The sequence below is a fragment of the Schaedlerella arabinosiphila genome (assembly GCF_003885045.1).
Classification (GTDB): Bacteria; Bacillota; Clostridia; order Lachnospirales; family Lachnospiraceae; genus Schaedlerella; species Schaedlerella arabinosiphila.
Genome location: NZ_RHJS01000002.1, coordinates 6,321,708 through 6,346,997, shown reverse-complemented (window position 1 = coordinate 6,346,997; position 25,290 = coordinate 6,321,708). Strand labels below are relative to the sequence as shown.

Sequence of the window (25,290 nt, the reverse complement as noted above, 5' to 3'; positions counted from 1 at the left end):
TTTGCATCTGAAATCCATTTTCATGGAAATTATTGTTTTTTTCAGCAGAAAACTCAGATGGATGGGGTAGAGCCTTTTTTAAGTGGGGGTCTAACCATTCTTTTTGATTTTTTTGCGGAATTTTATATTAGTACTTGACAAATCAAACAAAATGTGCGGCCGCGCTCGCTGCTGATCCTCTTTTTAGAGGTAGCGAGCGCGGCCCTTGGATTTAGAGCGATATATGATTCTAATCCAAGGAGGTACATTCGTTATGTTTCATGAAAAAATCAAGGCTCTTTTTTCTTCTGCTGTGGACAGCGTTGCGTCCACAATCTCAAAATACTCCGTCCACCCAGACAAGGATTTTACCCGCCAGAAAAAGCTTCCACCGGATAAGCTCATTACGTTTTTGGTTTCCCAGGGCTCTTCCTCCACTTCCGAGGAACTTTTGGAGTTTTTTGATCTGGATGCAGATGCCCCTTCCGTTTCCGCACTCAATCAGCAACGGGCAAAGTTAAAACCGGAAGCCATGGAAGCCGTTTTTCATCACTTCCATTCCTCACTCTCTTCCTTGGAAGGCGCAGACGGCTATGAATCCATTGCTGCGGATGGCTCTACCTTTTCCTTTTTCAGTAAGCCCACGTTTGCTTCCCCTGACTACTTTGTTTCCGAAGGGCATTCTGCCAAAGGATTTTACAGTTTGCATTTAAATGCCCTGTACAATCTGGACAAGCACATCTATACCGATGCACTGATCCAGCCGATTCACAATAAGGATGAATACCGGGCCTTTGCCACCCTGGTGGACCGCCATCAGACTTCCCCCTGGAAAAAGACTATTTTTATCGGTGACCGTGGTTACTGCTCCTATAATAATATGGCCCATGTGCTCAAAAAAGGGCAGTTTTTCCTCTTCCGCGCAAAGGATATCCATTCCAAAGGCCTTCTTTCCGGTTTTGATTTTCCTGACAAGGAATCCTTTGACATCCGGGTTCGGGTCACCCTGGTACGCAGCCAGTCAAAAAAGATTGCTGTAGAGGGATACCGCCGTTTTGTCGATAAGGCAACCTCCTTTGATTTTATTGAGTACGGGACACGGGATACCTACCAGCTTACGTTCCGCATTGTCAGGTTTCCCATATCAGAGTCCACTTATGAGTGCCTGGTTACCAATCTCCCGGAAGAGGAATTTCCGCCAAAGCGTCTAAAAGAGCTTTATTTTTCCAGGTGGGGCGTGGAATCCTCATTTCGGAAACTGAAATATACCATCGGATTGATCAATTTCCATTCTTATAAGCCGGACTTTGTCAAACAGGAAATATGGGCAAAACTCATCGTCTACAACTTGACAGAAAGTATCATCAACCATACTGCTGTGGTCCATCAAAAGAAGACAAAGCATGATTACAAAATACATTTTGGTACAGCAGCCCATATTTGCAGGGTGTTCCTACGTCCTTCTGTGAAAGAAGGCTCAATCAATGTAACCGCCCTGCTTCAGCGCAGGTTGATCCCGATCCGAAATGAACGGCAGTATCACAGGCTAAAGACAGCCCATTTCCGGAGGCCGCGATATCTTATATACCGGGCAGCCTGAAAGCATTTTTACCTTAAATATAGATATTTTTTAAGCAGATGCGGATCTGCTTAGTCGTCATGCCCAAAAATAATTTTCACCTCTTTCATTATGATCCGAACAGTCTCTCAGACACAAGCAAAAACATATGTTCTGGCTTGTGCTGTGAAAACAAGTCCACTTTATATCTAATAATTTATAGAACACCGGTCTGGCTTTGTTTAACTAAATGACATTGCAGCCTGAACTGCAACGATAATCGTGTTGATGACCCTCTTCCCCGGAAAATCAAACCGGCTGAAAGAGTAGGCTGCCAAAATGCCGATTACCAGCGTAACCACGACAACGATTGCCGATATTGCATAACTGTTCATAAAGAAACGAACCTGTTCAGGATTCGTAAAAATAGCCTTGTACGCATCCAGGCTGAAGTTTTCAGAAATCCATGTAGGAGGCCATGCGAAAATCTCCGAATTTGGTTTAAATGAGTTAAGAAGCATCCATAAGATCGGAAATCCTGCCCATGCCGTCCCAAGAACCAACAATATGATAATTAAAATCTGCACCCATAATTTTTTCTTTCCAATCATACTCAATCCCCCGCTTTCTGCTGCCTTACATAGAAGATTCCTATGATCGTACATATGATGAGCAATATAACCGCCCCCGCCGATGCCATTGAATACTGGTACTTGCTGAAACCTTGTTTATAAATATATGTACTGATGGTTTCCGTCGCATTTACCGGACCGCCTCCTGTGGTCATCCAGATCAGCGCAAACTGCTGCAGCGTCCACACGAAATCCAGCATCAGAAGGCTGACCAGTATAGGCTTAAGCTGTGGAATCGTTATGCGGAAGAAGGTCTGTACCGCATTTGCCCCGTCAAGCGCTGATGCCTCATACAGATCCATGGATATCCCCTGCAGCCCGGCCAGGATACTGATCATGTAGAACGGATATCCTGACCAGATATTGATCACAGTGACCGCAGACAGCGCAACGTCCCTTGAAGCCAGCCACTCTACCTTCTCGCTGATGATTCCCGCATTCATCATTAAAAAATTAAGCACACCGTTCGGGTTTAACATCATACGCCATACGATTGCGATTACAGATGCCGTAAACATCCAGGGCAGCGCATAGATCACACGGAAAATCCCCTTCGCCGTTATGCCGAGGTATCTCGTGTTCAGAAGCATCGCAAACAGCATGCCGATCAGGAAATGCGCAACGATACTGATCAGCACAAAAAGCAGTGTATTTTTGATTGCCACAAGAAAGGTCGGATCTGTCAATACGGTAGCATAATTCTTCAAGCCAACAAAAACCGGATTCTTATTAATAATAACATTATCATAGAAAGAATAGCTGATCACCATAACGATTGGTATGATTAACAATATACACATCAACACAATCGTCGGCAGGAGATATAAATATGGTGTTATAACTTTTTTCCCTTTTGCCAACTCAATCCCGTCTCCTTTACTCTAAATTTTAAAACGATTATGGGCCATACGCAAAGTAAGCGTACAGCCCATAATCTTTGCCCTATCTTTTATTTACCCAATAACTGTTTATTTCCGGCGGAACATCCGCCTCTTGCTTTTACTCAAATGCCGGCTCCCAACGCTCCTGAGCTTTCTTCAGCATGTCTGCCGCAGAAGCCGTATCCCCGTCCAGGTATAACTGTAATTCTTCTCCAAAACTTCTCATTAAATCTTCAGATGTCGGAAGTCCTGTAAACTCATTCACCGCTTCGCAGCTCTGGAAAAGTTCGTAAGCCTTTACAAACAGCTCGTCAGATGCAGAGTAATCCGGATCAGCCTTGGAATTTCCAGGGAACGCATTCGCCAGTACCGCAAGCTCGGCATTTACTTCCGGGCTCATCAGGTATTCAACGAACTTCCACGCTTCTTCCTTATGTTCACAGTTTTCTGCAATACCAATGCCCCAGTTTGCAACGTCCATTCCGCTCTTTCCTGAGAACCCTTCCGTTACAGGAACTGTAATATAATCAAAGTTAAGGTCAGGCGCGCCCTCTTTGATTGTTGTCAGATGGGATACGCCGTCTGTCATAAATGCAACACGCCCGTTTGTAAACTCCTCAACCATGTCAGGTTCTTTCATGGAGTATGCGCCGTCTGCAATATACCCCTTTTCAAACATTTCTTTTACAAACTCAACGGTAGCCTCAAGGTCTGCATTTCCTTCCAGGTTCGGCTTTCCATCTTCAAGCATGGAAGAACCTGCTGCCCATAACCATGTCATAAACTGGTTCTGGATACCGCTTGGAGACTCGGATGACAACGGGATTGCCCATCCTGCGATATTTTCATCATACTTCTTTACGGCCTCGCATGCTGCAAGGAACTCTTCCCGGGTCGTCGGAAGTTCCTTAACCCCTGCCGCATCTAGAATATCCTTATTCGCATACATTGGATATGCGAAATTTACCACCGGGATCATATATGTATTGCCTTCAAACTGAATCTGAGAAGACAGCTGGCTGCCATCATAGTCTGCACTTCCCATCAGGTCAGTCAGGTTGGCGATCGACCCCTGCTTTGCAAAATCATAAACCCATGAACCGTCAAGCCCTACTACATCTGCCATTGTCCCGGAAGCAGCGCCGGATGCAATCTGCGTCTTTGTATCTGCATACGGGTTACTGAGAAGATCAATCTGAATGCCCGTGTCATCCGTAAACTTCTGGCAGATATCCGCAAGTGCCCCGTCAGGAAGCTCAACGCCCCACCACTGCTGAAATTCCAAAGTAACGCTGTCTGAGCTTCCTCCTTCCTCTTTGCCGGCATCGCTTCCCCCGCTGGAATCTCCGGACCCGCCGCATGCTGCAAGCGACACAACCATCATGCCCGCCACTGTTGCAGAAATCATCTTTTTTGCTGCTGTTTTGAATTTCATAATTCTTCCTCCTTTAATAAAATTTTATTTCAGCACATGCATACACTTTCCGTTTTTCCGCATAGAACATCTTTATTTTTTGTCTATATCAACAATTTTTAACGTTATATTTCAGTGTTTACTTGTGCTTTTTGTATAAGTATATTATAAAATTTTTTTTCACGTTGTCAATACCTTTTTTACAAATAATCAAATAAAAAAATAAAATTTCTTCTTTTTTCATGCAATATAAAAAGCAGCCTGCTCCCAGACTGCTCCATTACGTCATTTCTATCGTTTTCTATCTCATGCTTCTTTTTTTCTATGCTCATAAATAAAGCCTTCGACTTTATTTTCCGGAATACCAAGTGCATACGAAAATTCACTGTAAAGCGCATGCTCCAAAATCTGCTGGTACTTCTTGTCCATACTTGTAACACCGCCGCGATGCTCCGTACGCCTATAAAGGGTTTTCAGTACCCGAATCCAGTTTTCCGGCACATATCCCGAGATACAGTCTTTGTATTCCTGCTCCCGCGTCTTCTCACTTCGTACCCACAGGATCTCGATATCATCCATCCTTTTGATCAGCCCAAGAACCGCTTCCCGCTCAATGGGCTTGCGGATATTGGTGTTGTCATCAATGGGGACATACGCCCGATCCTTTGCATTCGCCACTGACTGCAAGGTATAATACTTCTTTTTCCTGTCTGCAAACGTAAAATCCAATGTTCCTACATCTTCAATCCGATATACACCCTTACATTTATAAACTACCGCATCACCTTGATTATGCATACACATCCTCCTTCCTTACCAGAACAATCCTCTTTTGCTGCAACGACATTGGATCTCCGTGCTTTAAAAAACCGCAAAATAACTCTTCTTCATAATTGTAGCACTTTTTATACGCAAGCGTAAGAAGATTTTTTTAAGGAAGGTTCAATTTTGTAAATACTGTTGTTTTGTTATACTGTTATTCCAAAAACATTTTCAGTTCTTCCATAAATGTATTGACATCTTTAAACTGCCGGTATACAGACGCAAAGCGGACATATGCCACCGGATCCAGGGTTTTGAGACGCTCCATGACAATCTCACCGATCTGGCTGCTGGGGATCTCCTTCTCCTCCCGGTTGAAAATCTGCAGTTCCACCTCGTCTACCGCCGCTTTGATAGCGTCTGCCGGAACCGGACGTTTGTAGCAGGCACTTAAAATTCCGCTTTCAATTTTGGCACGCGCATACTGCTCCCGGTTATTATCTTTTTTTATCACGATCAGAGGGATTGTCTCAATCTTCTCATACGTCGTAAACCGCTTTCCGCACTCGTCGCAGCAGCGGCGGCGGCGAATGGAACTGTTATCGTCTGCCGGCCTGGAATCAATGACTCGTGTATCCGAATTTCCGCAATAAGGACATTTCATAGTATTTTCCGCCTTTCTTTTCTGCTGGTTTTCCCATTATGGCCATTCGGCCGTTTCACAAGCTGCATCCAAGGCGCCCATGACAGCTGTGACAGGCGGCCCTGTGGTATATTCTAATTATACACAATCCGCGCCGGATTTTCATTATATTTTTTTCAAAAATTTCTCTTCCCGGATCTCGACAAGGATAATATCCGGCCCAATCCGTTTTACGCAGTGAAATGGGATCACATATTCGCTGTCTGTTCCCAAAAACCCGCAGATCTTCCCAGGCCCCGGCACGATCAGCGCCTCAATCTGCCCGCTGCTGCAGTCAAACTCAATATCCACTACGCAGCCCAGCCTTTTACAGTCACAACTATTAATTACTTCTTTTTCCCGAAGTTCACACAGCCGCATATCCGTCTCCTGGCAACACATTTCCTCTTACACCTATTGTATTCACCAATCGCTGAAATGGTTCCCCTTAATAAAAAGGTATGCGCATCCTCAGGAATTTTTTATCTTGCAGGAAACCCAGTTTCTTATAAGACAAGAAAACGCCGGCACGGCATCCGTCCAGTAAATGCCGTCCCAGCGCATGTGTGTGAAGCGGCTGTGAATTGTAACAATTCCTTCAGGGCCGCGTCCCTTAATCCGTCACAACTCCCTTTTGCAGCATCACATTTGCATACAGTGCGGACTCTCCGGTCGCAATAATGGCGTAGGCCGTTTTCGCCTCGTCATAGAATGCAAACCGCTCGATGTTGCCTACACAGTCCGCGCCGCGGGAATCGTGTTTTGCAATGATCTCCTTGTAGGTATCCCAGATCGGAGTCTCCACATCGTCTCCGGGCATCACTTCCATCAGGTTCACCGGCTTCTCCACATAGGTATCCAGCGGGAACACCTGCAGGATGGCGTCTAAAAGCTCCGGCACGCCGTGGCCGTCGCAGCGGATCACGATAGCGTCCTTTCCCATGGATTCTGCCGGAAAATTCCCGTCAGAGATCACCAGTCGGTCGCTGTGTCCCATCTCACAGAGCACCATCAGCAATTCCGGAGATAAAATTTTCGGGATTCCTTTTAACATATTTTATATCCTCCATTTATTTGATCGTCTTATACAAAGGTCCGTAAGCCTGGCATGCTCTGTAGTCAGCGCCTTCCTTGTCCATACCGAATGCGTTCCAGGATGCCGGACGGAAGATCTTCTCTTCCGGTACGTTGTGCATAGCAACCGGAATCCTCAGGATGGAGCACATGGTAATCAGGTCTGCTCCGATATGTCCGTAGCTGATCGCGCCGTGGTTAGCGCCCCAGTTATTCATTACATCGTATGCCGTGGCAAATGCGCCTTCTCCTGTCGTCCTCGGTGCGAACCAGGTACACGGCCATGTATAGTCGGTTCTCTTCCAGAGTACGTCTGTTACTTCGTCCGGAAGATGTACGGTCCAGCCTTCTGCGATCTGCAGCATGGGTCCTAAGTTCTTCACCAGGTTCAGACGGATCATGGTAACCGGCATCTCCGCTTCTGTTACGAATCTGGAGGAATAGCCGCCGCCCCGGAAATATCCGAGATCCGCATAGTTCCAGGTGGTCGCCTTCATGATGGCTTCCTGGTCAGCCTCTGTCACATCATACCACGGCTTCATCACGCCGTTTCCATCGGCATCCTTTGCCTGTCCGTTGGCGTCCAGACAAGCCGCGCCGGAGTTGATCAGATGGATAAATCCGCCTGCTTCCTTCGCCTTTCCTTCCAGCTCATAGCCGCCTGCCGCTTTCTTCACTGCTTCCGGGCTCCAGTATGTACGCACGTCCGCAAAGATCTGTGCGGAATTGGTGAGCAGCTTGTTGAACATCATTCCCAGGCCGTTGAGCACGTCGTTCTCGGTTGCCAGGATATAAGGCTCTCTTGCTCCGTTCCAGTCAAAGGAGGTGTTGAGCATTGCTTCCGGATAGTCACAGTTGGGATAGAAGTCTGTCCACTGTCTCTGTCCCTGGAATCCTGCTGCGATGGCATTGTGTCCAACCTTTTCCTCTTCGCAGCCTTCCGGCAGATTTTCGTTTCCGTTCATCAGGTCTTTGATGATACACATCATCTTTACAACAAATTCCCAGTCAGAATCTTTTGCGTCGCGGCCCTTCTGCAGCGCTTCAGGATTCTTGTCAAAGCCTTCGATACATTTTTCTTTTGTCCACGCAAGTGCCTTCTGATATTCTGCCTCATCGTAGATGCCTTCTGTCATACGGCGGATGATCTCTACCTCGTCTACAGATTCCACACGCATGCCAAGGTATTCCTCGATAAATGCAGGATCAATGATGGAGCCGCCGATTCCCATACAGATGGAACCGATCTGCAGATAGGATTTTCCTCTCATGGTAGCCGCAGCCACTGCCGCACGTCCGAATCTCAGCAGTTTTTCTTTTACATCTTCCGGAATCTCCGTGTCGCTTGCTTCGCATACATCATGTCCGTAGATACCGAATGCCGGCAGGCCCTTCTGTGCATGGGTAGCCAGTACGGATGCCAGGTAAACCGCGCCCGGTCTCTCTGTTCCGTTGAAGCCCCATACCGCTTTGATCGTCATTGGGTCCATATCCATAGTCTCTGCCCCGTAGCACCAGCAGGGAGTCACGGTCAGGGTGATATCTACCCCTGCTTTTTTAAATTTATCCGCACAGGCAGCCGCTTCCGCCACACGCCCGATGGTTGTATCCGCGATGATCACCTTTACAGGCTCTCCGTTGGAATATTTCAGATTGTCTTCCAACAGCTTTGCAGCGGATTTTGCCATGTTCATGGTCTGGTCTTCCAGAGATTCACGAACCTTGAGCGCCCCTCTTCTTCCATCGATGGTAGGACGGATTCCAATTACCGGATAGTCTCCAATGAGTCTTGATTTTGCCATAGTAGCATTCCTCCTTTAATGAATATATGTTTTAAATTTTTCATATGCAGCATCCCATTTCTCAACATCCTGAGGCAGATACTCATATGTAGTTTCTGATTCCGCGATGATGCGCCTTGCTTCTTTTACATCCTTGATCTCGCCCATTGCCATCATCTGCACCGCGATATTGCCCAGTGCGGTGGCCTCTACCGGGCCTGCGATCACCTTTCGGCCGTTTGCTCCTGCGGCCATCCGGCAGAGCAGCTTGCTCTGGATACCGCCGCCGATCATATGAATGACCGGGTAATGCCTGCCGGTGCAGGATTCGATCTGCTCCAGTGCATAACGGTATTTGAGGGCCAGGCTCTGGTTGATGCAGCACATGATCTCACCCACTGTCTCCGGCACCTTCTGTCCGGTCCTGCGGCAAAATTCCCGAATCCTCTCCGGTATGTTGCCGGCCGGAACAAATTCCGGTGCGTCCGGGTCGATAAAACTCTGGAACGGTTCTGCACCCAGGGCCATCTCCTCCAGCTCTCCGAAGGAATACTCCCTGCCCTCCCTGATCCACTGGCGGCGGCTCTCCTGTGCCAGCCAGAGACCGATGATATTTTTCAGCAATGTAGTCGTATTGCCGTAACCGCCTTCATTACTTACATCGCATGCCATGGATTTTTCCCCGATCACAGGGCCCGAAAGCTCTGTTCCGAAAAGACTCCATGTACCGCAGCTAATGAAAATAAACTCTTTCTCCTGAGTGGGTACGGATACCACCGCGCTCTGGGTGTCGTGCCCTGTAATGGCAATCACCTTGGCCGGTTCCACTCCCAGCTCTTCGCAGACATCCGGCTTGAGATTTCCCACCACCGTTCCGCTGGGAATGATCTCCGGGAAAATCCGCTTCGGAATCCGGAGCGCTTCCAGAATCCGGTCGGACCATTCCTTCTTTCCCGCGTCCAAAAGCTGCGTGGTAGCCGCCATGGTGTATTCCGCCCTCTTCTCTCCGGTCAGGAAATAGTTGAACAGATCCGGCAAAAGCAGAAGCTTGTCCGCCTTTTCCAAAATCCACGGCCGTTTCTGCACCAGGGCGTACAACTGGAATATGGTATTGAAGTTTTCAAACTGCAGACCCGTCAGATTGTATACTTCCTCCCTCGGGATTGCCTTAAAGACCTCCTCCTGCATTCCCACCGTTCTGTCATCCCGGTAGTGTACCGCGCTTTCCAGCAGATCGCCGTGTTCGTCGATCAGGCCGAAATCCACCCCCCACGTATCGATGCCGATGCTCTCAAAGCCGCCCTTCTGTTTGGCTTTCACGATTCCCTGCTTGATCTCGAAAAGATGCCTCAATGTATCCCAGTACATAGTCCCATTGAGCATGACCGGGTCGTTGGAAAAACGGTGAACCTCTTCCATTCGGATCTTTCCGTCCTCCAGCCTTCCCAGGATGGCCCGGCCGCTTCCGCCGCCGAAGTCAAATGCCAGAACCTGCTTTTTGTTTTCGCTCACTGACATACCTCCTCCCTTCTGTCATTTTGGTATATTCGTAACTATTCGGAATCTGCAGCCGCAGATTTTTCTGCCATACTCTTTCTTCGCCGCCGATACGGCTGCTTTTAAAATTTATTGGCGTTCCGCCCAATCTCAGAAAAGAAAAAAGCGTTTCGTCAAGTCAACTTGCACAGTCATTTTCCCATTTTCCTGCCGAATCCGAATATGAATGGTGATTTTATTTTACCATTGTACAGCGAATTATACTTGTGTTATAATGAAAAAAAGTATAACAATATTCACATATAAGTTCATATTTTCAATAAAAAAGGAGTATTATGCAGTATATTAATTACCAGGAGAGCTGGCAGCGCGGAACCGCCGACTTCCCTCTGGAATACCACCACTTATCCCCGACGCATCCGCAGTATATCATGTCCCTCCACTGGCATGTAGAATTTGAACTGATCCGCATTTTAAAAGGAACCCTGCATCTGACCATTGATGAAGAGGCGTTTGATGCCTCGGCCGGCATGTTCATCTTTGTCCCCGCCGGCGTCCTGCATGAGGGGATTCCTGACGACTGTGAATATGACTGCCTGGTCTTTGACATGAATATCCTGATGAATAAAAATGACGCCTGCTGCCGGATGATCCGCAGAATCACGGAGCATGAAGTGGAACCGCAGTATATTTATCCCGAATCCGACCGGGAGCTCCACCGGATCATCTGGGGGATGTTTGACACGGTAGCTTCCAAAAGGGACGGATATCAGATGATCGTCCTCGGTTCCCTGTATCAGATGATCGGCACGATCTTCGCGGAAAGCCATTATCACCCTGCTCCGGAGCTGTATCCCCGCAACCACCGGCGTATCCTGCAGCTCAAGCAGGTTCTGGAGTTTATCGAAAACTCCTACAAAATGCCGCTGACGCTGGAGGAGATCTCCCACAGCGTCAACATGTCGCCCAAATATTTTTGTAAATTTTTTCAGGAAATGACCCACAGAACCCCCATTGATTATCTCAATTATTACCGGATCGAAAGGGCCTGCTACCAGCTTCTGACCTCCGAGCAGTCCATCACGGAGGTAGCCTATAATTCCGGCTTCAATGATCTAAGCTACTTTATTAAGACCTTTAAAAGATACAAAGGAACTACGCCGAAACGGTATCTGAAATCTTAAATGACTGTGAATAGTAACAACTGAAAAAAACGCCTGGCCTCCATTCAAAATAGGGCCGGCGTTTTTTCAATTGCTTCATACAGCCGATGTATTTACAGTGTCACGATCACGCCGTCCTCGTCCCACAGGTCATGCCAGTCTTTCGCGCCTTCCCACAGGAACACCTGCCCCTTTACGAGCCGGTTATTCTTTTCGAGTGTAGCGATCTTTGCCATTTCTTCGTCTGTCAACGGGTCTTCGGTCATGCTCTTTAAGTTGCTTACATATTCCACCTCATGTACGGAAAACGGAATCGGAATCTGTCCTCTCTGGCGCGCCCATTTCAAAGCGATCAGTGCCGGATGCACGCCGTGCGCTTTCGCGATCTCCTGCATTTCCGGCGTCTGCATGTCCGCAACGTCCTCCGGACAGATGTCACGTTCCGGTCTCTGAGGAGAGCCAAGCGGCATGAATCCGATGGGCTGGATCTTGTGGTCATTCAGATAGTCGAACAGCTCCTGCTGCTGGAAACAGGGATGCAGCTCCATCTCACACGCTGCAGGCTGGATCTTCATCAGCGGCAGCACGGCCTCCAATTTCGGAATGGTCATATTGGAAATGCCGATGTTGCGGATCAGCCCTTTTTCCACCAATTCCTCACACTGTCTGTAGGTGCGGATAAATTCCTCCGCGCTGAAAGGTTTGGAATCCGGATTTCTGGAATCCACGTCGCATCCCGGCGCATGGTAGTTCGGGAAGGGCCAGTGGATGAAAAACAGGTCGATATAGTCACATTTCAGGTCTGCAATACTCTTCCTGCAGGACTCCTCTACCCGTTCATGCATGTCATTCCATACCTTGGTCATAATGAAAAGCTCGCTTCTCTCCACCACGCCCTCGTCAAACGCGTCCTGGAATACCTGGCCGATCTGATCCTCATTTCCATAGCATGCTGCGCAGTCAAACATCCGATAGCCGCAGCGGATCGCGCCTGCCACCGCACCGGATACCTGCTCCGGTGTAAAACGGTCGGAACCAAACGTCCCCATGCCTACGCAGGGCACTTCCACTCCATTATAAAATGTTACCTTCGGCACACTTGCCGGATTGATAAATTCTCCCATTGTCTTATCTCCTTTTTTGTTGTAAATCAATTGCATTTTATGTGTATCGGTTCGGACAGACCGGCGGCCTGGACATTTTTTACCGCAGCGCAGTAATCTCTATCTGCGGAAGCAGACGTTCCATGTCTTCTTTTACGAAAAATCCGGTCTCTTCCCGCATAGCCGCCGCCGCGGACACCGCGCTTGCCTTTTGCAATGTCTCCCGGATGCTTAAGCCTTCGCTCAGGCCCAGGGCAAACCCGGCCGTCATGGAGTCTCCGCAGCCCACCGTGTTGACCGCATGGATCCTGGGCACTCTGGCCCGGTAAGCTCCCTCCCCGGACACCACCAGTGCCCCTTCGCCCCCCAGGGATACGGTAACAATCTCAATTCCGCGCCCATGGAGTACCTTTGCCGCATCCAGGATCTCATCCGGGTCGGTACAGTCCTTTCCTGTCAGCATCCGGATCTCATCCAGATTGGGCTTGATCATGGTGGGACACGCCTCAATCCCTGCCTCCAGCAGCTTCCCGCTTGTATCCAGGATCACCGGCTTTTTCGCATCCTTCACCAGCTTCACCATGCGCTGGTAGGCTGTGCCGTCCAGTCCTTTGGGCACGCTGCCGGATATGGTCACCACCTCCGCGTCCGTTACCAGCCCCTGAAAGTGCTCCAGAAACCCTTCAAAATCGGCTTCCGTCACGGAGAAGCCCGGCTCCAGAAATTCCGTCTGGCACCGGTTCTTTTCATCCCAGATATTGATGCAGGAACGGCTTTCCTCTTCCATATGGTAAAACGCGCTTTTGATGCCAAAGGGACGCAGGGCGTCCTCGATATAATGTCCCGCGTGGCCCCCTACAAACCCGGTGGCCGTCACTTCTGCCCCATAGATGGCAGCCGGCTTGGACACGTTGAGTCCCTTGCCGCCCGGAGTGTAGACGCACTCCCTGACCCGGTTCACCTCTCCTGTGCGGACCTCTTCCACCACATAACGCTTATCAATGGCCGCATTCAATGTCACTGTCAATATCATGCCCTCTCCTCCTCGTTGGTCAGCAGTACCTTTCCTTTTACGAGGCCGGGTGTTTTGTACATCTGAAATGCTTCCTGCGCCTGGCTCATGGGCATTTTTTTGTAGATGAGGCCCTCATCGAATTTCAACTGCCCTGTGGCAAAATAGTGGGCGGTCAGTTCCCATTCTTTTCCCGGGAACGGAGAACTGTAGGACATCCAGGAGCCGGTCAGCTTAAATTCCTTGCGGTTCATATTTTCCCACATCTTCGGGGTAAAGGTCAGATCCACATGGGGGGTTCCGATAAAGCACACGTGGGCCTTATTTGCGGCAAGCTCAAACGCCATGTACATGGTCGGCGCCTGTCCCGCTGTCTCATAAACATAGGCAAACCCTTTGCCTTTTGTAAGTTCCTTTGCCTGCTCCAGAAATCCTTCTTTCGTGGTATTGATCACCTCGTCTGCGCCAAGACGTTTCGCCAGCTCCAGCCGTTCTTCGCTGATGTCGAAGACAACCACCTTCCTGGAGCCGAAGATTTTGGCCCACTGCATGGTAAACAGCCCGATGGTGCCGCCGCCCAGGACCGCCACATACTGCCCGCCCTGGTAGTCGTTCTGGAGCAGCCCGTGAAGCGCTACCGTGGAAGGCTCGAACATGGCCCCCTGCTCGTAGGAAATGGACGGGTCAAATACGACGGCGTTCTGTTCCGGGAGCACCACATAGTCCGCATTGCTCCCCTGCTGCCGGGAACCGATGAAGCTGTAATGCCTGCAGAGTGAAAAATTTCCGTTCTGACAGTCATCGCATTTCATACAGGGAAGCAGGGGCGCGCCGGAAACCCGGTCCCCCACCTTCACCTTCGTCACACCCTCTCCGACTTCCACCACGTCTCCTGAAAATTCATGTCCAAGCACGATCGGATAAAAATGAACTCCGTTGTGCAGAACCCTGGGGACATCGGAACCGCAGATCCCGGACGCTTTGACTTTCACCTTCACTTCACCCGATCCCGGAACCGGCTCCTCGTAGTCCAGATACTGTACATCTTCATTTGCACATACAACTGCTGCTTTCATGTTTTTCTGACTCCTTTTTTATGTACTGTCTTTGCTCCCGTTCACGGACAGCTCTGTTTCCCGCCTGCCCGCAAACCTTTCCTTACCGTTTGCTGTATTTTTTCATCGTACCCTTTAGCTGCTCATACAGTTCCAGATAGATCCGGTAATTCCTCTCATATGCCTCCCGGTGCGCCGGGTTGGGTTCGTGACGCCGCTTCACCTTTACAGTCTGTCCCACAGCCTCCTCGAAGCTTTTGTACATTCCTACGCCCACGCCGGCCAGTATAGCCGCGCCCAGCGTTGTAGCCGTATCTGAAGAAGGTACGACAATCGGCTTTCCGGTGATATCTGACTTGATCTGGGTCCACAGCAGCGAATTTGCAGATCCGCCCATGGCACGCAGCACTGCCGCCTCTGCCCCGGCTTCCCTGGCAATCTCCAGATTGTGATGCAGGGAATAGGCCACTCCCTCCATAGCCGCCCGGATCAGATGGCCTTTGGTCTTTCCGAAATCCATCCCGTAAAAAACCCCTTTTGCATCCGGATCCCAGATGGGGGAACGTTCACCGGACATATACGGAAGAAATACCAGCCCGTCAGAACCGGGGCCTACCGCTTCCGCCGCCTCGTTGAAAAGCTCCAGCGAACTTTTTTTACAGCGTCTGCCTTCCTCCCGCTCATAAGCACCAAATTCCCGTTCCAGCCAGCGCATCACTCCGCCCCCGCCGGTGGTGCCGCCCTGGAGAAGCCATCTTCCCGGCACCACATGGTACCCCAATATCAGTCTTGGATCTGCCTGATATGTGTCAATACAGATACTCATTCCGCCAGCCTGGCCGCCCTGCTCCTGGGTCTCTCCCGGGCGGACCACTCCGGCTCCCAGAGTGCCGCAGGCAGCATCCAGCCCTCCCGCCGCCACCGGGATACCTGCTGGCAGGCCGCTTTCTTCCGACGCCCTGCCGGTCACGGTCCCGATAATGGCATGGCTTGGATAAATATCCGGCAGCAGGGACGCGGGAATCTCCAGCGCTTCGCAGAGCCCTTCATCCCATGTCCCTGCGCGCATATCGAAGCAGTGCAGACCATACCCCTGAGAAATGTCCTGGGTCATATTGCCGGTCAGCTTCATGGCAATATAACTGTTGGACTGCAGAATTTTATAGGTACGCCGGTAGACCTCCGGCATCTCTCTGCGGTACCAGAGAATCTTTGCCGTAGTATAGGACGGCTGCAGTGAATTGCCTGCCGTCTGGAAAATCCGGTCTGCGCCGATTTTTTCATTGTATGCGTCACAGATGTCCTGGGCCCGGGTATCCATCCAGATGGGCGTCTTAGCCAGCACCGTTCCCGACTCGTCCACCGGGATTGCCGACCAGCTCTGCCCGTCGATTCCGATTCCCCCGATCTCATTCAGATCCGCGCCGCCTGCCGCCATCCTTCTGACGGCAGTACATACGGCGCGCCACCAGTCCTCGGGATTTTGTTCCGCCCAGCCCGGACGGGGGTAATCAACCGGATATTCCTCGCTTGCCGAAGCGACTACCTCTCCGTTCTGGTCAAATACCGCCGCTTTGCAGGCGCTTGTTCCAATATCAATTCCTAACAAATATGGTTTCATCACAGCCCCCTCTCTCCGTCAGGACAGCAGCACACCGATCTGCCTTCCACAAAACGGGTCGCCAGCCTGACCGTCTCAAATTCCGTCCGTTCTTTTTCCTCCAGCCTTTTGAGCATCAGCTCCGCCGCACGCCTTCCCAGCTCCTTGGTGGGCTGGGTCACGATACTCAGCCTGGGAATACATGCCTTGGCAAATTCGATATTGTCAAAACCGATCACTGACATTTCCTCCGGAATCCGGACTCCCAGTTCATTCAGCTCGATCATCGCCCCCAGCGTCATTTCATAGTTGGAAATAAATACGGCTGTCATATCGGGATTGCGCTTTGCAAGCTCCTTGATCCCACGGCTTCCGCCGCGGATGGTATAGTCTCCCCGGACGATCAGGGAATCCTCCGCCGGAATCCCGGCCGCTTCAAGTGCACGGCAATATCCCTGGAAACGTTCCTCCGCCGTGTATACGTCTTCTGCCCCGGCGATCATGCCGATCTTCCGGTGCCCCCTGTCAAGCAGCCTCCGGATGGCGTCCTCTGCCGCCCCCCGGTTGTCCACCAGTACGGTATCACAGCGGACATTCCGTATCCGCCGGTCGATCATGACAATGGGTTTTCCTGCATCCATGACCTCCTGCAGGCCGCGGCCGCTTTTTCCCGTGGGAATGATGATCATTCCGTCCACCCTGCGCCGTTTCAAGAAATCTATGGCTTCCTCTTCCCGTTTTTCATCCGTACGGCAGTCACAGATCATGGCCGCATAGCCCTGCCCCCGGAGCACGTCCTCCAGTTCGGTGATGATCTCCGCGAAGAAGATGTTGTTCAGCTCCGGAAGGATGATGCCGATCATCTTCGTCCGGTTGGTTTTCAGTCCCCGGGCCACCTCATTCACTTCAAAATCCAGTTTTTCAATGGCCTCTTCAATCTTGATCCGGTTCTTCTCCCGCACGTTTCCCCCGTTCAGATAGGAGGAAATCGTGGCCAGTCCGAGGCCGGTTTCTTTTGCTATGTCTTTAATCGTCGCCGCCATATCTGCTGGTCAGTCTGCCTTCCCGTCGCATCCGCATACCTTCATGCGTTCCATCACAAGGTTCTTCACAGCTTCCATCCCGACAACGCCCAGCTTCTTCGGATCAAAGGTATCCGGTTTTTCTTCGATCAGCTTCTTGCCGGCATCGGTATAGGCTGCCCGCAGCTCGGTGGCAAAGTTCACCTTGCAGATCCCCCGGCGCACACACTCCCGCACCTCCTCGTCGCTCAGGCCGGATGCGCCGTGGAGCACCAGCGGTATGGAAACAACTTTCCGAATCTCCGATACCCGCTCCTTGTCCAGCACCGGCGTACCCTTGTAAAATCCATGAGCTGTCCCGATGGCAACCGCCAGGGAGGTCACTCCGGTTCTCTCTACAAACTCCTTCGCCTCCATGGGGTCTGTATTTGTATCCGCTTCCGCTTCCAGGTCGTCCTCTTTACCGCCCACCTTTCCAAGCTCGGCTTCTACCGGAATCCCGCATGCCTTTGCCGCATCCGCCACCTGCTTGCTGACGGCGATGTTCCCCTCAAAATCTTCATGGGAACCGTCGATCATGACCGAGGTATACCCCGCCTTAAGCGCCTGAACCGCCAGTTCAAAGCTGCTGCCGTGATCCAGGTGAAGGCACACCGGGACTGCCGCTTTTTTCGCCTCCGCAGCAACGATGGCATAATAAGTCTCCAATGTCCCGTACTTGATGGTCGAAGGGGTAGTCTGAAGCATGACCGGAGCATGAAGCTCCTCCGCGGCAGCGATGACCGCCTTTACCATCTCCATGTTCTCCACATTGAACGCGCCCACCGCATAACCGCCCTTCTGCGCATCCGCCAGCATTTTCTCTGATGTTACTAATGGCATTTTGATCTCCTCCTTGTATTAAACCGAAACGTTTCGGTTTTTCATTGAATTAATCGTACTACATTTTCCTGAAAATGTCAAGAAAAAATAGCCTGCTTTACTGCATATTTTACAAAGGAACGGAAAGAGAGTCTCCTTCGAAGCTGCCGCCGATTGAATAGAAAAAAAGCTGCCGCATGTGCTTTTCTGACACACGCGGCAGCAATCCGTTTCAATCCCGCAAAACTTCCTTATAAACTTCCTTATAAGATTCCAAACTCCTGCATCGCCTTTTTCAGTACTTCCCGATGCTGCGGCTCAATCTCGGTAAGCGGTCCCCTCAGCGGTCCGCATTCCTTGCCCATCAGGTTCATCGCCGCCTTGACCGGGATCGGATTGACCTCGCAGAACAGGGCGTCGCAGAGCGGCAGGGCGTCTAACTGCATCCTGCAGCTTCCCTGGACATCGCCGTCGAAGAACTTATAGACCATATCATGTACATACTTGGGCGCCACATTCGACAGCACGGAGATAACCCCAAGACCTCCCAGAGACAGCAATGGAACGATCTGGTCGTCGTTGCCGGAATAGAGGTCGATATTGCCGCCGCACAGATGCATGATCTTCGCCACATTGCCGATATTGCCGGACGCTTCCTTGATCCCGACGATATATTCCACATTTTTCACCAGATGCGCCACGGTCTCCGGCTGGATCGCGCACCCGGTACGGCTGGGCACGTTGTAAAGGATGGCCGGAATCTTCGCCTCATTCGCGATCTTTGTATAGTGTGCGATCAGCCCATTCTGAGTTGCCTTGTTGTAGTACGGCGTCACAAGAAGCAGTCCTTCCGCCCCTGCCGCTGCCGCCTCTTTGGAGAGCTGCACTGCCGTCGCGGTACTGTTGGAACCTGTACCCGCAATGACCGGAATCCGATGGTTCACACGCTCGATCGTAAACTTGATCACATCCATATGTTCCTGCTCGCTTAAGGTTGCGGACTCTCCTGTTGTTCCGCAGATAATGATTGAATCCGTCTCCCCGGCAATCTGCTCCTCCAGGATCTCATCCAGCTCATCATAGTTCACTTCCAGATTTTCCTTCATCGGTGTAATGATCGCAACACCTGCGCCCTTAAAAATTGCCACTGCTTTTTCCTCCTTGATCTTTTTGACGAAAAAAGAAACGGCAAGATGCGCCGTCCCCCAAAATATACATCCATGTATATCAGATAGCACTCCATCCTGCGATGACAGTCATGACGTTCTTCACGCCATGCCCAAGCAATATGACTTCAGGCATCATATCCTTTCGGCATCTTTTCCTTTCCGCTGTCTTCCCCTGCCCTGCACATCCGGCAGCGTACTGATAAAAAATGCGACCTCTATCTCGTTTCCATTTCTATTTTATTTAGAATAACACTGATACACGGTATTGTCAACGAATTATTCTATTTTCTCCGGTGTTTTGCCTGATTCCTCTTTTGCCTCCTCCTGGCTTTCCTTCTCCAGTTTTTTCTGCGAGATCATGGCCTGATCCAGGGTGCGGAGGTCTTTCTCCGGGATCTCATAAATCCCTTCCTCCGTCTTATTGATATGTACCGTGATATTCTCCGCCTCTCCATAGGTCAGTCCGGCATCCAATTCTTCTGTCAGCACTTCATAGTATGTCTGGTAGATCTGGTTCTGAATCTCTTCGTCAGAGGGCATTTCTTCGCCCTTCATCACATTGTTTGAAATTTCCGCCGCGTATTCCTCGGCTTTTTTCTGAAACTCTTCATATGTATTGTCAAACAGCAGGATGGGTTCCACGGAAACGTCTATGGTGTATCCGTCTCCCTCCCCTTCCGCCGCTTCGCCTACCGTATATTTTACCTGCTTTACCGTTTTTTCAAACAGGGAACGGTAGCTTTCCTCCAGCTCCTCAGAGAGCTCCGCCGTGTGAAATTCATGCATCGTTGCATCCAGGTTGTTCTGAAAGATTTTGTCCGCATCCTCCTGCGTCGCGCCTGTCAGCTCCATATAGTCCTCTGTTTCATTCCGGTAAGAGACATCCAGAATCGCCTGCATATAGGCGCATGCGTCAAATGTTGTACAGCCGGCCAGCAGAAGCACCATAAAAATCATCAGGGCAGCCGCCTGCGTCCAGTTTTTTTTCAGCCTGCTCATAAGCTTATCCTCCTTTTTCATAATGGATCATGTGTGACTCACTCTAGCACATTTTATCCGTGAAAAAGAAAGAAAACTGTCAGGCGATTTCGACATCCAAAAAGCCCGCTGCTATCCTGCCGTCTTTGTTCTGCCTCTATTTCTGTTCTGCCTGATCCCGTATCTCCCGGCTGATCCCGGACGAATAGACCGGAACAAAGATTCCTTCCTTTCGTCCCACCTCTTCAGTCCGCTTTCCCCGCAGCCGTCCGCTCTCGTAGCGGGTAAGAATCCATTCGTACAGTTTTCCAAAGTCAAATTTGATGGAGGCCACCACCGTGTCGGGATGCTCCCGTGTCGGATTGCTGGAAAATCCGATCACCTTCGCCCCCTGATCCCTTGCGGCCTCAATGCATCCCAAGCCTGCTTCATTGGAATATACAAACAAGACTTCTGCCCCGCTCTCTATCATCTGCTCCGCCATTTTTCTGCCCAGGCTCCGATCCGTCCAGCTATTGGTGTATGCCCTCAGAAATTCGGCGTCTTCTATCCCGCGTTCTTCCAGGATTTCCCGCACTGTTTCTTCATACACGTCCAGCAGATGTTCCATCCCCTCATTTGGGTAGCCCGCGATCATGCCGGCGGTTCCTGTCTCCATGATATTTCCGGCGATCACAGCGGCCATATAGCTGGCCTCGTATTCCCTGGGCCTGACCGCGGCTACGTTTTCGTGGTCTGCCCGGATGCCGTTGACAATGCAGAAAAATGTGTCGGGATACTGCCCGGCCATCGTATTCACAGAATCCGTAAACTGTTCTCCCGAAGCCAGCACCAGGTCGTATCCCTGTTCCCCGCATTCCACCAATACCTGTTCAAACTCCGTTTCTTCCACATTATTCATCTGTTCTATCTGAATCTGAAATTTCTCTTCGCAGTAAGCGATTCCTTCCATATTCGTATCATTCCAGCTCAGGTCGCCGGCCGCTCCCGGAAGTAAGACTGCGATTTTGCATGCTTCCAATGCTTTCGGCCTGTCGTTTGACACCGCGCAGCCCAAAAGCAGCAGCATAAAAGCCCCCGTCAGAAGGCCCCTGCCATACCTTTTCATCAAATCTGCCTTCACCTCCCAAGACTTCTGTCTCCAAAAAACCCGGCAGCCGCTGCCGCCGGGTTAATCTCTGTCGCCTTTTCGCTTTTGTATATCAATTCTTTAGTCTGCAATCTCCGCGCAGGGTTTCCGGCGGATAAAACGTCCGGCGCCCTTTTCTCCGATAAACTGGTTTTCTTTTACGAGTACATTTCCTCTCTGCATAACCAGGCGGATCTCACCCTGTATCTCCATGCCTTCATAGGATGTATAGTCCACCGCCCCATGCATCCGGCTGTGCGTCAGTACGCTGCTGGTCTCCGGGTCCAGGATCACAAGATCTGCATCCGCCCCCGGCTGGATCGCTCCTTTTTCCGGGTACAGGCCATAGATCCTGCATGGCTTTGTACAGAGCGTCTCCACCAGACGGTGCATGGTAATCCTCCCTTTCGCCACGCCCTCGGAATACAGGAGCATCAGACGTTCCTCCACGCCCGGAGCCCCGTTGGGGCACGCGGTAAAGTCGTCCTTGCCCATCTGCTTTTCTTTTCCGTAGTTAAACGGACAGTGATCTGTAGCCACGACCTGGATACTTCCGTCTGCAAGCCCTTCCCACAGCGCATCGCAGTCTTCCTGTGTGCGGAGCGGAGGAGACATGATGTACTTTAAGCCGTCCTCTCTTGTATAGCATTCCTCTGTGAGAAGCAGATACTGGGGGCAGGTTTCCACAAAGATATTTTTCTGTCCCTGTCTCCTGGCCTCCCGGACAGCCTCCAGACTTTCCCTGCAGGATAAATGTACAATATAGACCGGAGCGTCGTCTGCCATTCTTGCAAGCTTCAATACACGTTCTACCGCTTCAGCTTCCGCCAGGTTCGGCCTGCTCTTGGCATGCCAGATGGGAGTGGTCTTTCCTTCGCTTTTATGCTTTTGCTTTAAGTATTCGACCACATCATGGTTCTCGCAGTGGAATGCAGTGATCCCGTTGATCTCTTTCATTTTTTGAAGGATCTGCAGTACATCCGCGTCATTCAGCTTAAAACCGTAGGTCAGATACGCTTTTACGCTGGGAATCCCGTCTTTAGCCATCGTTTCAAGCTCCGAAAGGATCTCCCCGTCCACATGCTGGGCCGTTCCGTGGAAACCATAGTCTATGACAGCCTTTCCCTCCGCCAGCTTCCGGTACACATCGAACTGGTAGTGCAGAGGAATCCCTGCAGGCCCGAAAGCCATATGGTCTACGATGGATGTGGTCCCGCCGCAGGCTGCCGCCACGGTTCCGTCATAAAAATCATCGACCGCTCTGGAAATGCCCACGTCCAGATCCATGTGGGTATGTACGTCCACTGCCCCCGGAAGCACATAACAGCCTGCCGCGTCAATGACCTCTGCGTCCCCGTCCGGAAGATCTTTTCCAATGTACACGATCTTCTCCTCCTCAATCAGGATATCCGCCTGATAATCCTCCGCTTCTGTAAAAATCCTGCCGTTTTTCACTATTTTTTTCATTTTACTATACTTCCTTTCCTCTAAAACCATTCGCTCCCGCAGCCCCGGGCTTTTCCCTCAGGCAGGGCAGGTTCTTCAGGCAATTTTTTTCACTTTCAGATAAATATAGTATGCCAATCCGGCTCCGATACTTCCGATTACATATGCGTTGTCAAACAGTACATGCATGGCCGGAACATATTTTCCAAGAAGAATCAGCACCATGGAAGCTATAAAAATCACGATGATCGCAATATTCCATCCCTGTTTATAAAAATACTTTCCGCCGTCTTCCCGGTACAGGTCTACCATATCCACCTCGGTCTTGTGCTCAAACAAATATGCCACCAGATACAGTCCCGAGATCGGTCCCAGCAGCGCTCCCAGGATTCCGCATACGTTGTAGATCAGATCATAGGCGCTTGCCAGAGCATTCCACGGCTGCGCAAACAGCGCCAGGACTGCCGCAATAATCGCTGCGTGCCTGTAGGTAATCTTCTTTGCAAAAAGGGTAGAGATCACGTTGGTCGGCGGCACCAGGTTCGCCGCAACATTTGTCGTCAGCACGGCCATGATAATGAATACGGAGAAAATGACCACGATCAACGGATTTCCAAATTTTCCTACCAGAACCGCCGGTTCCCAGATGGCTTCATGGAACGCAAAGGATGCGCCTGCCGTACCGCAGATTCCGACAAATGCGATAAATGCCGTCATAATCGGCGCCCCTGCGACCTGCCCGATTACCTGTGCCTTCTGTGTCTTACAGTTCTTTGTAAAATCTGCCATGGACAAGGCGATTCCTCCGTCAAAGGCGATCATGGAAGACAGCGCCGGGAAGAACAGCTTCCAGAAGTCCGCCCCTTCCTGCCCCTGGATGGACGGTTCGGACATCAGCTTTGCCAGGCTCCAGTCTGCTGTGGAGATTCCCCATACAATGACGATAAAGCTTAATACAATGAGCACCGGCGCGGCAAATTTTTCCAGCTTCTGTACCGCGGAAGAGCCGGAGCCTGCAATGTATACATTCATTGCCCAGAATACCAGGAAGGAAATAAACTGCCCTGTAAATCCAAAACCGCTCCACGCCGGGATAAAGGTGACCAGAATTGTCTGGATCGCCTGTCCTCCGATCCATGCCTGAACGCCAAACCAGAAACATCCCAGGATACCGCGCACCAGAGAAGGCACCACGGTTCCTTTGGAGCCAAAGACCATTTTACAGAGCATCGGGTAAGACACCCCGTACTTTACCCCGAAGTGCCCCAGAATCACCGCAAATATCATAACCAGTGAATGTCCCAGCACGATCGTCACCAGCGCCTGCGCCCAGGACATTCCGGAAACGATCAGGCCGCTTGCCACCTGATACACCGCGATGGAAACCAGCATACCGATCCACAGATTTCCCATATCCCATGCGGACCAGTGCCTTTCATCCATATTGTTCGGCTTCGTTACTTCAGTATAATTATTTTTATATTTTCCGATCTCGTCAACCCCGGCCTGTGTCAGTTCCACAATATCGCCGGTCTGCTTTTGAAACAAACTCATTGCTTGTCCTCCTTTGCACATCTCATCTCCTGTTTTGCTGCTTTGTTATCCCTCGGCCCAAAGTCTAACTTTTTGATAAGATTATTGTAATGGAGAACCCCACCGCCCGCAATGCAGTAAATCTACGAATATGTTTCAAATTATACTGACTGGCCGCCGGCTGTGCCTGCAGTATTTGTTTCAGCAAAGCCGGCTGCCTTTTTTCTTATATGGATGTGTTCCGGTATTCGCTGGGCGTCATTCCGTACTTTTTCTTGAAAAGATTACTGAAATACCGGGAATTTCCGATTCCCACCCTCTCCGAAATGAACGCTACATTGCATTCCGGTATCGTCAGATATTCTTTCGCCTTTTCCAGGCGCACATCTGTAATATATGCGGAAATATTCTTCCCGGTATGCCGCTTAAACAGATCACTTAAGTAGTTCGGCGTTACATACAAATGCTCCGCAATCTCTTTTACGCTGATTTTTTCACCATAATTTTCTTCAATGTAATCCGCTGCCTTTTTAACCAGAAGATTATAGACAGGTTCAGCCATTTTTTTAACGACGCGGCCGTGCTTCTCTTCCACGCCCTTCAATATCTGCAGCAGCTCCCTTGGATTGGCAGGCTTTACCAGATAACGCAGCACTCCCAGTTCAATGGCCTGCTGCGCGAACCGGAAATCGGGATACCCGCTCATGATAATGATTTCCGTGTCCGTATCCCTCTCTTTGAGCCGCGCAATCATATCCAGCCCGTTCATTTCCGGCATCTTGATATCCGTGATAACCGCATCCGCATCATGGTGGGATAAAAACGCCAGCGCATCCACCGCATTTTCAAAGGCGCCTGTCACGCTCCAGCCTTCCTGCTTATCCAGAAAATGCCGCAGCCCGTTTCTGATCTTCGGTTCATCGTCAATAATCACGATGTCCACCTCATTCTCCCCCTCC

The 25,290-nt window shown here is 50.4% G+C and carries 23 protein-coding genes and 1 riboswitch; of the genes, 2 read left to right on the top strand and 21 right to left on the bottom strand.

The genetic code is table 11. The features are described from left to right. The first annotated feature begins 253 nt into the window (after nt 1-253). A complete protein-coding gene (locus tag EBB54_RS29795) occupies nt 254-1,579 on the top strand; it encodes an IS4 family transposase (RefSeq protein ID WP_125127865.1) in 1,326 nt (441 codons plus the stop codon). A gap of 200 nt (nt 1,580-1,779) precedes the next feature. Here the strand turns inward: EBB54_RS29795 and EBB54_RS29790 are convergent, their stop codons facing one another. The 9 genes from EBB54_RS29790 to EBB54_RS29750 all read right to left on the bottom strand — a co-directional run bounded on the left by EBB54_RS29790 (nt 1,780) and on the right by EBB54_RS29750 (nt 10,281). Continuing rightward, nucleotides 1,780-2,148: an ABC transporter permease family protein gene (locus EBB54_RS29790; protein ID WP_243127859.1), complete on the bottom strand. Its 369-nt coding sequence runs from the start codon at nt 2,146-2,148 to the stop codon at nt 1,780-1,782. 2 nt (nt 2,149-2,150) lie between these two features. Beyond that, the gene (locus EBB54_RS29785) at nt 2,151-3,029 is read right to left on the bottom strand and encodes a carbohydrate ABC transporter permease (protein ID WP_330554671.1); all 879 of its coding nucleotides are present in this window, start codon (nt 3,027-3,029) and stop codon (nt 2,151-2,153) included. A gap of 139 nt (nt 3,030-3,168) precedes the next feature. Further along, the gene (locus tag EBB54_RS29780; protein WP_125130522.1) at nt 3,169-4,485 is read right to left on the bottom strand and encodes an ABC transporter substrate-binding protein; all 1,317 of its coding nucleotides are present in this window, start codon (nt 4,483-4,485) and stop codon (nt 3,169-3,171) included. Nucleotides 4,486-4,770: 285 nt separating this feature from the next. Then, on the bottom strand, nt 4,771-5,262 hold the full coding sequence (locus EBB54_RS29775) for a CarD family transcriptional regulator (protein ID WP_125130520.1): 492 nt from the start codon (nt 5,260-5,262) through the stop codon (nt 4,771-4,773). A gap of 178 nt (nt 5,263-5,440) precedes the next feature. Continuing rightward, complete coding sequence (gene nrdR, locus EBB54_RS29770; RefSeq protein WP_004077557.1) at nt 5,441-5,890, bottom strand: transcriptional regulator NrdR; 450 nt, start codon at nt 5,888-5,890, stop codon at nt 5,441-5,443. Between the two features lie 144 nt (nt 5,891-6,034). Continuing rightward, nucleotides 6,035-6,289, bottom strand: coding sequence for a PRC-barrel domain-containing protein (locus EBB54_RS29765; protein ID WP_004077559.1), 255 nt, complete (start codon nt 6,287-6,289; stop codon nt 6,035-6,037). A gap of 232 nt (nt 6,290-6,521) precedes the next feature. Continuing rightward, complete coding sequence (locus tag EBB54_RS29760; protein WP_004077560.1) at nt 6,522-6,962, bottom strand: RbsD/FucU family protein; 441 nt, start codon at nt 6,960-6,962, stop codon at nt 6,522-6,524. 16 nt (nt 6,963-6,978) lie between these two features. Beyond that, complete coding sequence (locus EBB54_RS29755; protein WP_004077561.1) at nt 6,979-8,784, bottom strand: L-fucose isomerase; 1,806 nt, start codon at nt 8,782-8,784, stop codon at nt 6,979-6,981. Nucleotides 8,785-8,799: 15 nt separating this feature from the next. Then, complete coding sequence (locus EBB54_RS29750; RefSeq protein WP_193554400.1) at nt 8,800-10,281, bottom strand: rhamnulokinase; 1,482 nt, start codon at nt 10,279-10,281, stop codon at nt 8,800-8,802. Between the two features lie 314 nt (nt 10,282-10,595). Between EBB54_RS29750 and EBB54_RS29745 the strand changes: the two genes are divergently transcribed. Beyond that, a complete protein-coding gene (locus EBB54_RS29745) occupies nt 10,596-11,444 on the top strand; it encodes an AraC family transcriptional regulator (RefSeq protein WP_125130516.1) in 849 nt (282 codons plus the stop codon). A gap of 92 nt (nt 11,445-11,536) precedes the next feature. Here the strand turns inward: EBB54_RS29745 and EBB54_RS29740 are convergent, their stop codons facing one another. The 12 genes from EBB54_RS29740 to EBB54_RS29685 form a co-directional block, all read right to left on the bottom strand. Beyond that, on the bottom strand, nt 11,537-12,547 hold the full coding sequence (locus tag EBB54_RS29740) for an aldo/keto reductase (RefSeq protein WP_004077566.1): 1,011 nt from the start codon (nt 12,545-12,547) through the stop codon (nt 11,537-11,539). Between the two features lie 79 nt (nt 12,548-12,626). Beyond that, nucleotides 12,627-13,559: a 1-phosphofructokinase gene (gene pfkB, locus EBB54_RS29735; RefSeq protein WP_004077568.1), complete on the bottom strand. Its 933-nt coding sequence runs from the start codon at nt 13,557-13,559 to the stop codon at nt 12,627-12,629. Beyond that, nucleotides 13,556-14,614: a galactitol-1-phosphate 5-dehydrogenase gene (locus EBB54_RS29730; protein ID WP_125130514.1), complete on the bottom strand. Its 1,059-nt coding sequence runs from the start codon at nt 14,612-14,614 to the stop codon at nt 13,556-13,558. The genes pfkB and EBB54_RS29730 overlap by 4 nt, the downstream gene beginning before the upstream one ends. 82 nt (nt 14,615-14,696) lie before the next feature. Next, nucleotides 14,697-16,214 (bottom strand): xylulokinase, encoded by a 1,518-nt coding sequence (gene xylB, locus EBB54_RS29725; protein WP_125130512.1) that lies wholly within the window; start codon nt 16,212-16,214, stop codon nt 14,697-14,699. Then, entirely contained in the window at nt 16,214-17,236 is a 1,023-nt protein-coding gene (locus tag EBB54_RS29720) for a LacI family DNA-binding transcriptional regulator (protein WP_125130510.1), read from the bottom strand. Before EBB54_RS29720 ends, xylB begins: the two co-directional genes overlap by 1 nt. A gap of 9 nt (nt 17,237-17,245) precedes the next feature. Further along, nucleotides 17,246-18,097: a class II fructose-bisphosphate aldolase gene (locus EBB54_RS29715; protein ID WP_004077576.1), complete on the bottom strand. Its 852-nt coding sequence runs from the start codon at nt 18,095-18,097 to the stop codon at nt 17,246-17,248. Between the two features lie 242 nt (nt 18,098-18,339). Further along, entirely contained in the window at nt 18,340-19,224 is an 885-nt protein-coding gene (gene dapA, locus EBB54_RS29710) for a 4-hydroxy-tetrahydrodipicolinate synthase (RefSeq protein ID WP_125130508.1), read from the bottom strand. 76 nt (nt 19,225-19,300) lie between these two features. Then, nucleotides 19,301-19,471, bottom strand: a riboswitch (Lysine riboswitch). Nucleotides 19,472-19,521: 50 nt separating this feature from the next. After that, nucleotides 19,522-20,244 carry a hypothetical protein gene (locus EBB54_RS29705; protein WP_125130506.1) on the bottom strand — a complete coding sequence of 241 codons (723 nt, stop codon included), beginning with the start codon at nt 20,242-20,244 and terminating at the stop codon, nt 19,522-19,524. A 136-nt stretch (nt 20,245-20,380) separates the two neighbouring features. Further along, a complete protein-coding gene (locus EBB54_RS29700; RefSeq protein WP_125131124.1) occupies nt 20,381-21,331 on the bottom strand; it encodes a BMP family protein in 951 nt (316 codons plus the stop codon). A 102-nt stretch (nt 21,332-21,433) separates the two neighbouring features. Beyond that, nucleotides 21,434-22,819, bottom strand: a complete 1,386-nt coding sequence (hydA, locus tag EBB54_RS29695) for a dihydropyrimidinase (protein WP_125130504.1) — start codon at nt 22,817-22,819, stop codon at nt 21,434-21,436. A gap of 75 nt (nt 22,820-22,894) precedes the next feature. Next, nucleotides 22,895-24,352, bottom strand: a complete 1,458-nt coding sequence (locus EBB54_RS29690) for an NCS1 family nucleobase:cation symporter-1 (protein WP_004077588.1) — start codon at nt 24,350-24,352, stop codon at nt 22,895-22,897. A gap of 205 nt (nt 24,353-24,557) precedes the next feature. Further along, the gene (locus tag EBB54_RS29685; RefSeq protein ID WP_125131122.1) at nt 24,558-25,274 is read right to left on the bottom strand and encodes a response regulator transcription factor; all 717 of its coding nucleotides are present in this window, start codon (nt 25,272-25,274) and stop codon (nt 24,558-24,560) included. Nucleotides 25,275-25,290 lie beyond the last annotated feature (16 nt).

What these genes read in the sequence shown, in the direction of transcription:
- EBB54_RS29795 (WP_125127865.1), top strand. Translation starts at nt 254, where the DNA reads ATGTTTCATGAAAAAATCAAGGCTCTTTTTTCTTCTGCTGTGGACAGC.
- EBB54_RS29790 (WP_243127859.1), bottom strand. Translation starts at nt 2,148, where the DNA reads ATGATTGGAAAGAAAAAATTATGGGTGCAGATTTTAATTATCATATTG.
- EBB54_RS29780 (WP_125130522.1), bottom strand. Translation starts at nt 4,485, where the DNA reads ATGAAATTCAAAACAGCAGCAAAAAAGATGATTTCTGCAACAGTGGCG.
- EBB54_RS29775 (WP_125130520.1), bottom strand. Translation starts at nt 5,262, where the DNA reads ATGCATAATCAAGGTGATGCGGTAGTTTATAAATGTAAGGGTGTATAT.
- nrdR (WP_004077557.1), bottom strand. Translation starts at nt 5,890, where the DNA reads ATGAAATGTCCTTATTGCGGAAATTCGGATACACGAGTCATTGATTCC.
- EBB54_RS29765 (WP_004077559.1), bottom strand. Translation starts at nt 6,289, where the DNA reads ATGCGGCTGTGTGAACTTCGGGAAAAAGAAGTAATTAATAGTTGTGAC.
- EBB54_RS29760 (WP_004077560.1), bottom strand. Translation starts at nt 6,962, where the DNA reads ATGTTAAAAGGAATCCCGAAAATTTTATCTCCGGAATTGCTGATGGTG.
- EBB54_RS29755 (WP_004077561.1), bottom strand. Translation starts at nt 8,784, where the DNA reads ATGGCAAAATCAAGACTCATTGGAGACTATCCGGTAATTGGAATCCGT.
- EBB54_RS29750 (WP_193554400.1), bottom strand. Translation starts at nt 10,281, where the DNA reads ATGTCAGTGAGCGAAAACAAAAAGCAGGTTCTGGCATTTGACTTCGGC.
- EBB54_RS29745 (WP_125130516.1), top strand. Translation starts at nt 10,596, where the DNA reads ATGCAGTATATTAATTACCAGGAGAGCTGGCAGCGCGGAACCGCCGAC.
- EBB54_RS29740 (WP_004077566.1), bottom strand. Translation starts at nt 12,547, where the DNA reads ATGGGAGAATTTATCAATCCGGCAAGTGTGCCGAAGGTAACATTTTAT.
- pfkB (WP_004077568.1), bottom strand. Translation starts at nt 13,559, where the DNA reads ATGATATTGACAGTGACATTGAATGCGGCCATTGATAAGCGTTATGTG.
- EBB54_RS29730 (WP_125130514.1), bottom strand. Translation starts at nt 14,614, where the DNA reads ATGAAAGCAGCAGTTGTATGTGCAAATGAAGATGTACAGTATCTGGAC.
- xylB (WP_125130512.1), bottom strand. Translation starts at nt 16,214, where the DNA reads ATGAAACCATATTTGTTAGGAATTGATATTGGAACAAGCGCCTGCAAA.
- EBB54_RS29720 (WP_125130510.1), bottom strand. Translation starts at nt 17,236, where the DNA reads ATGGCGGCGACGATTAAAGACATAGCAAAAGAAACCGGCCTCGGACTG.
- EBB54_RS29715 (WP_004077576.1), bottom strand. Translation starts at nt 18,097, where the DNA reads ATGCCATTAGTAACATCAGAGAAAATGCTGGCGGATGCGCAGAAGGGC.
- EBB54_RS29705 (WP_125130506.1), bottom strand. Translation starts at nt 20,244, where the DNA reads ATGAGCAGGCTGAAAAAAAACTGGACGCAGGCGGCTGCCCTGATGATT.
- EBB54_RS29700 (WP_125131124.1), bottom strand. Translation starts at nt 21,331, where the DNA reads ATGAAAAGGTATGGCAGGGGCCTTCTGACGGGGGCTTTTATGCTGCTG.
- hydA (WP_125130504.1), bottom strand. Translation starts at nt 22,819, where the DNA reads ATGAAAAAAATAGTGAAAAACGGCAGGATTTTTACAGAAGCGGAGGAT.
- EBB54_RS29690 (WP_004077588.1), bottom strand. Translation starts at nt 24,352, where the DNA reads ATGAGTTTGTTTCAAAAGCAGACCGGCGATATTGTGGAACTGACACAG.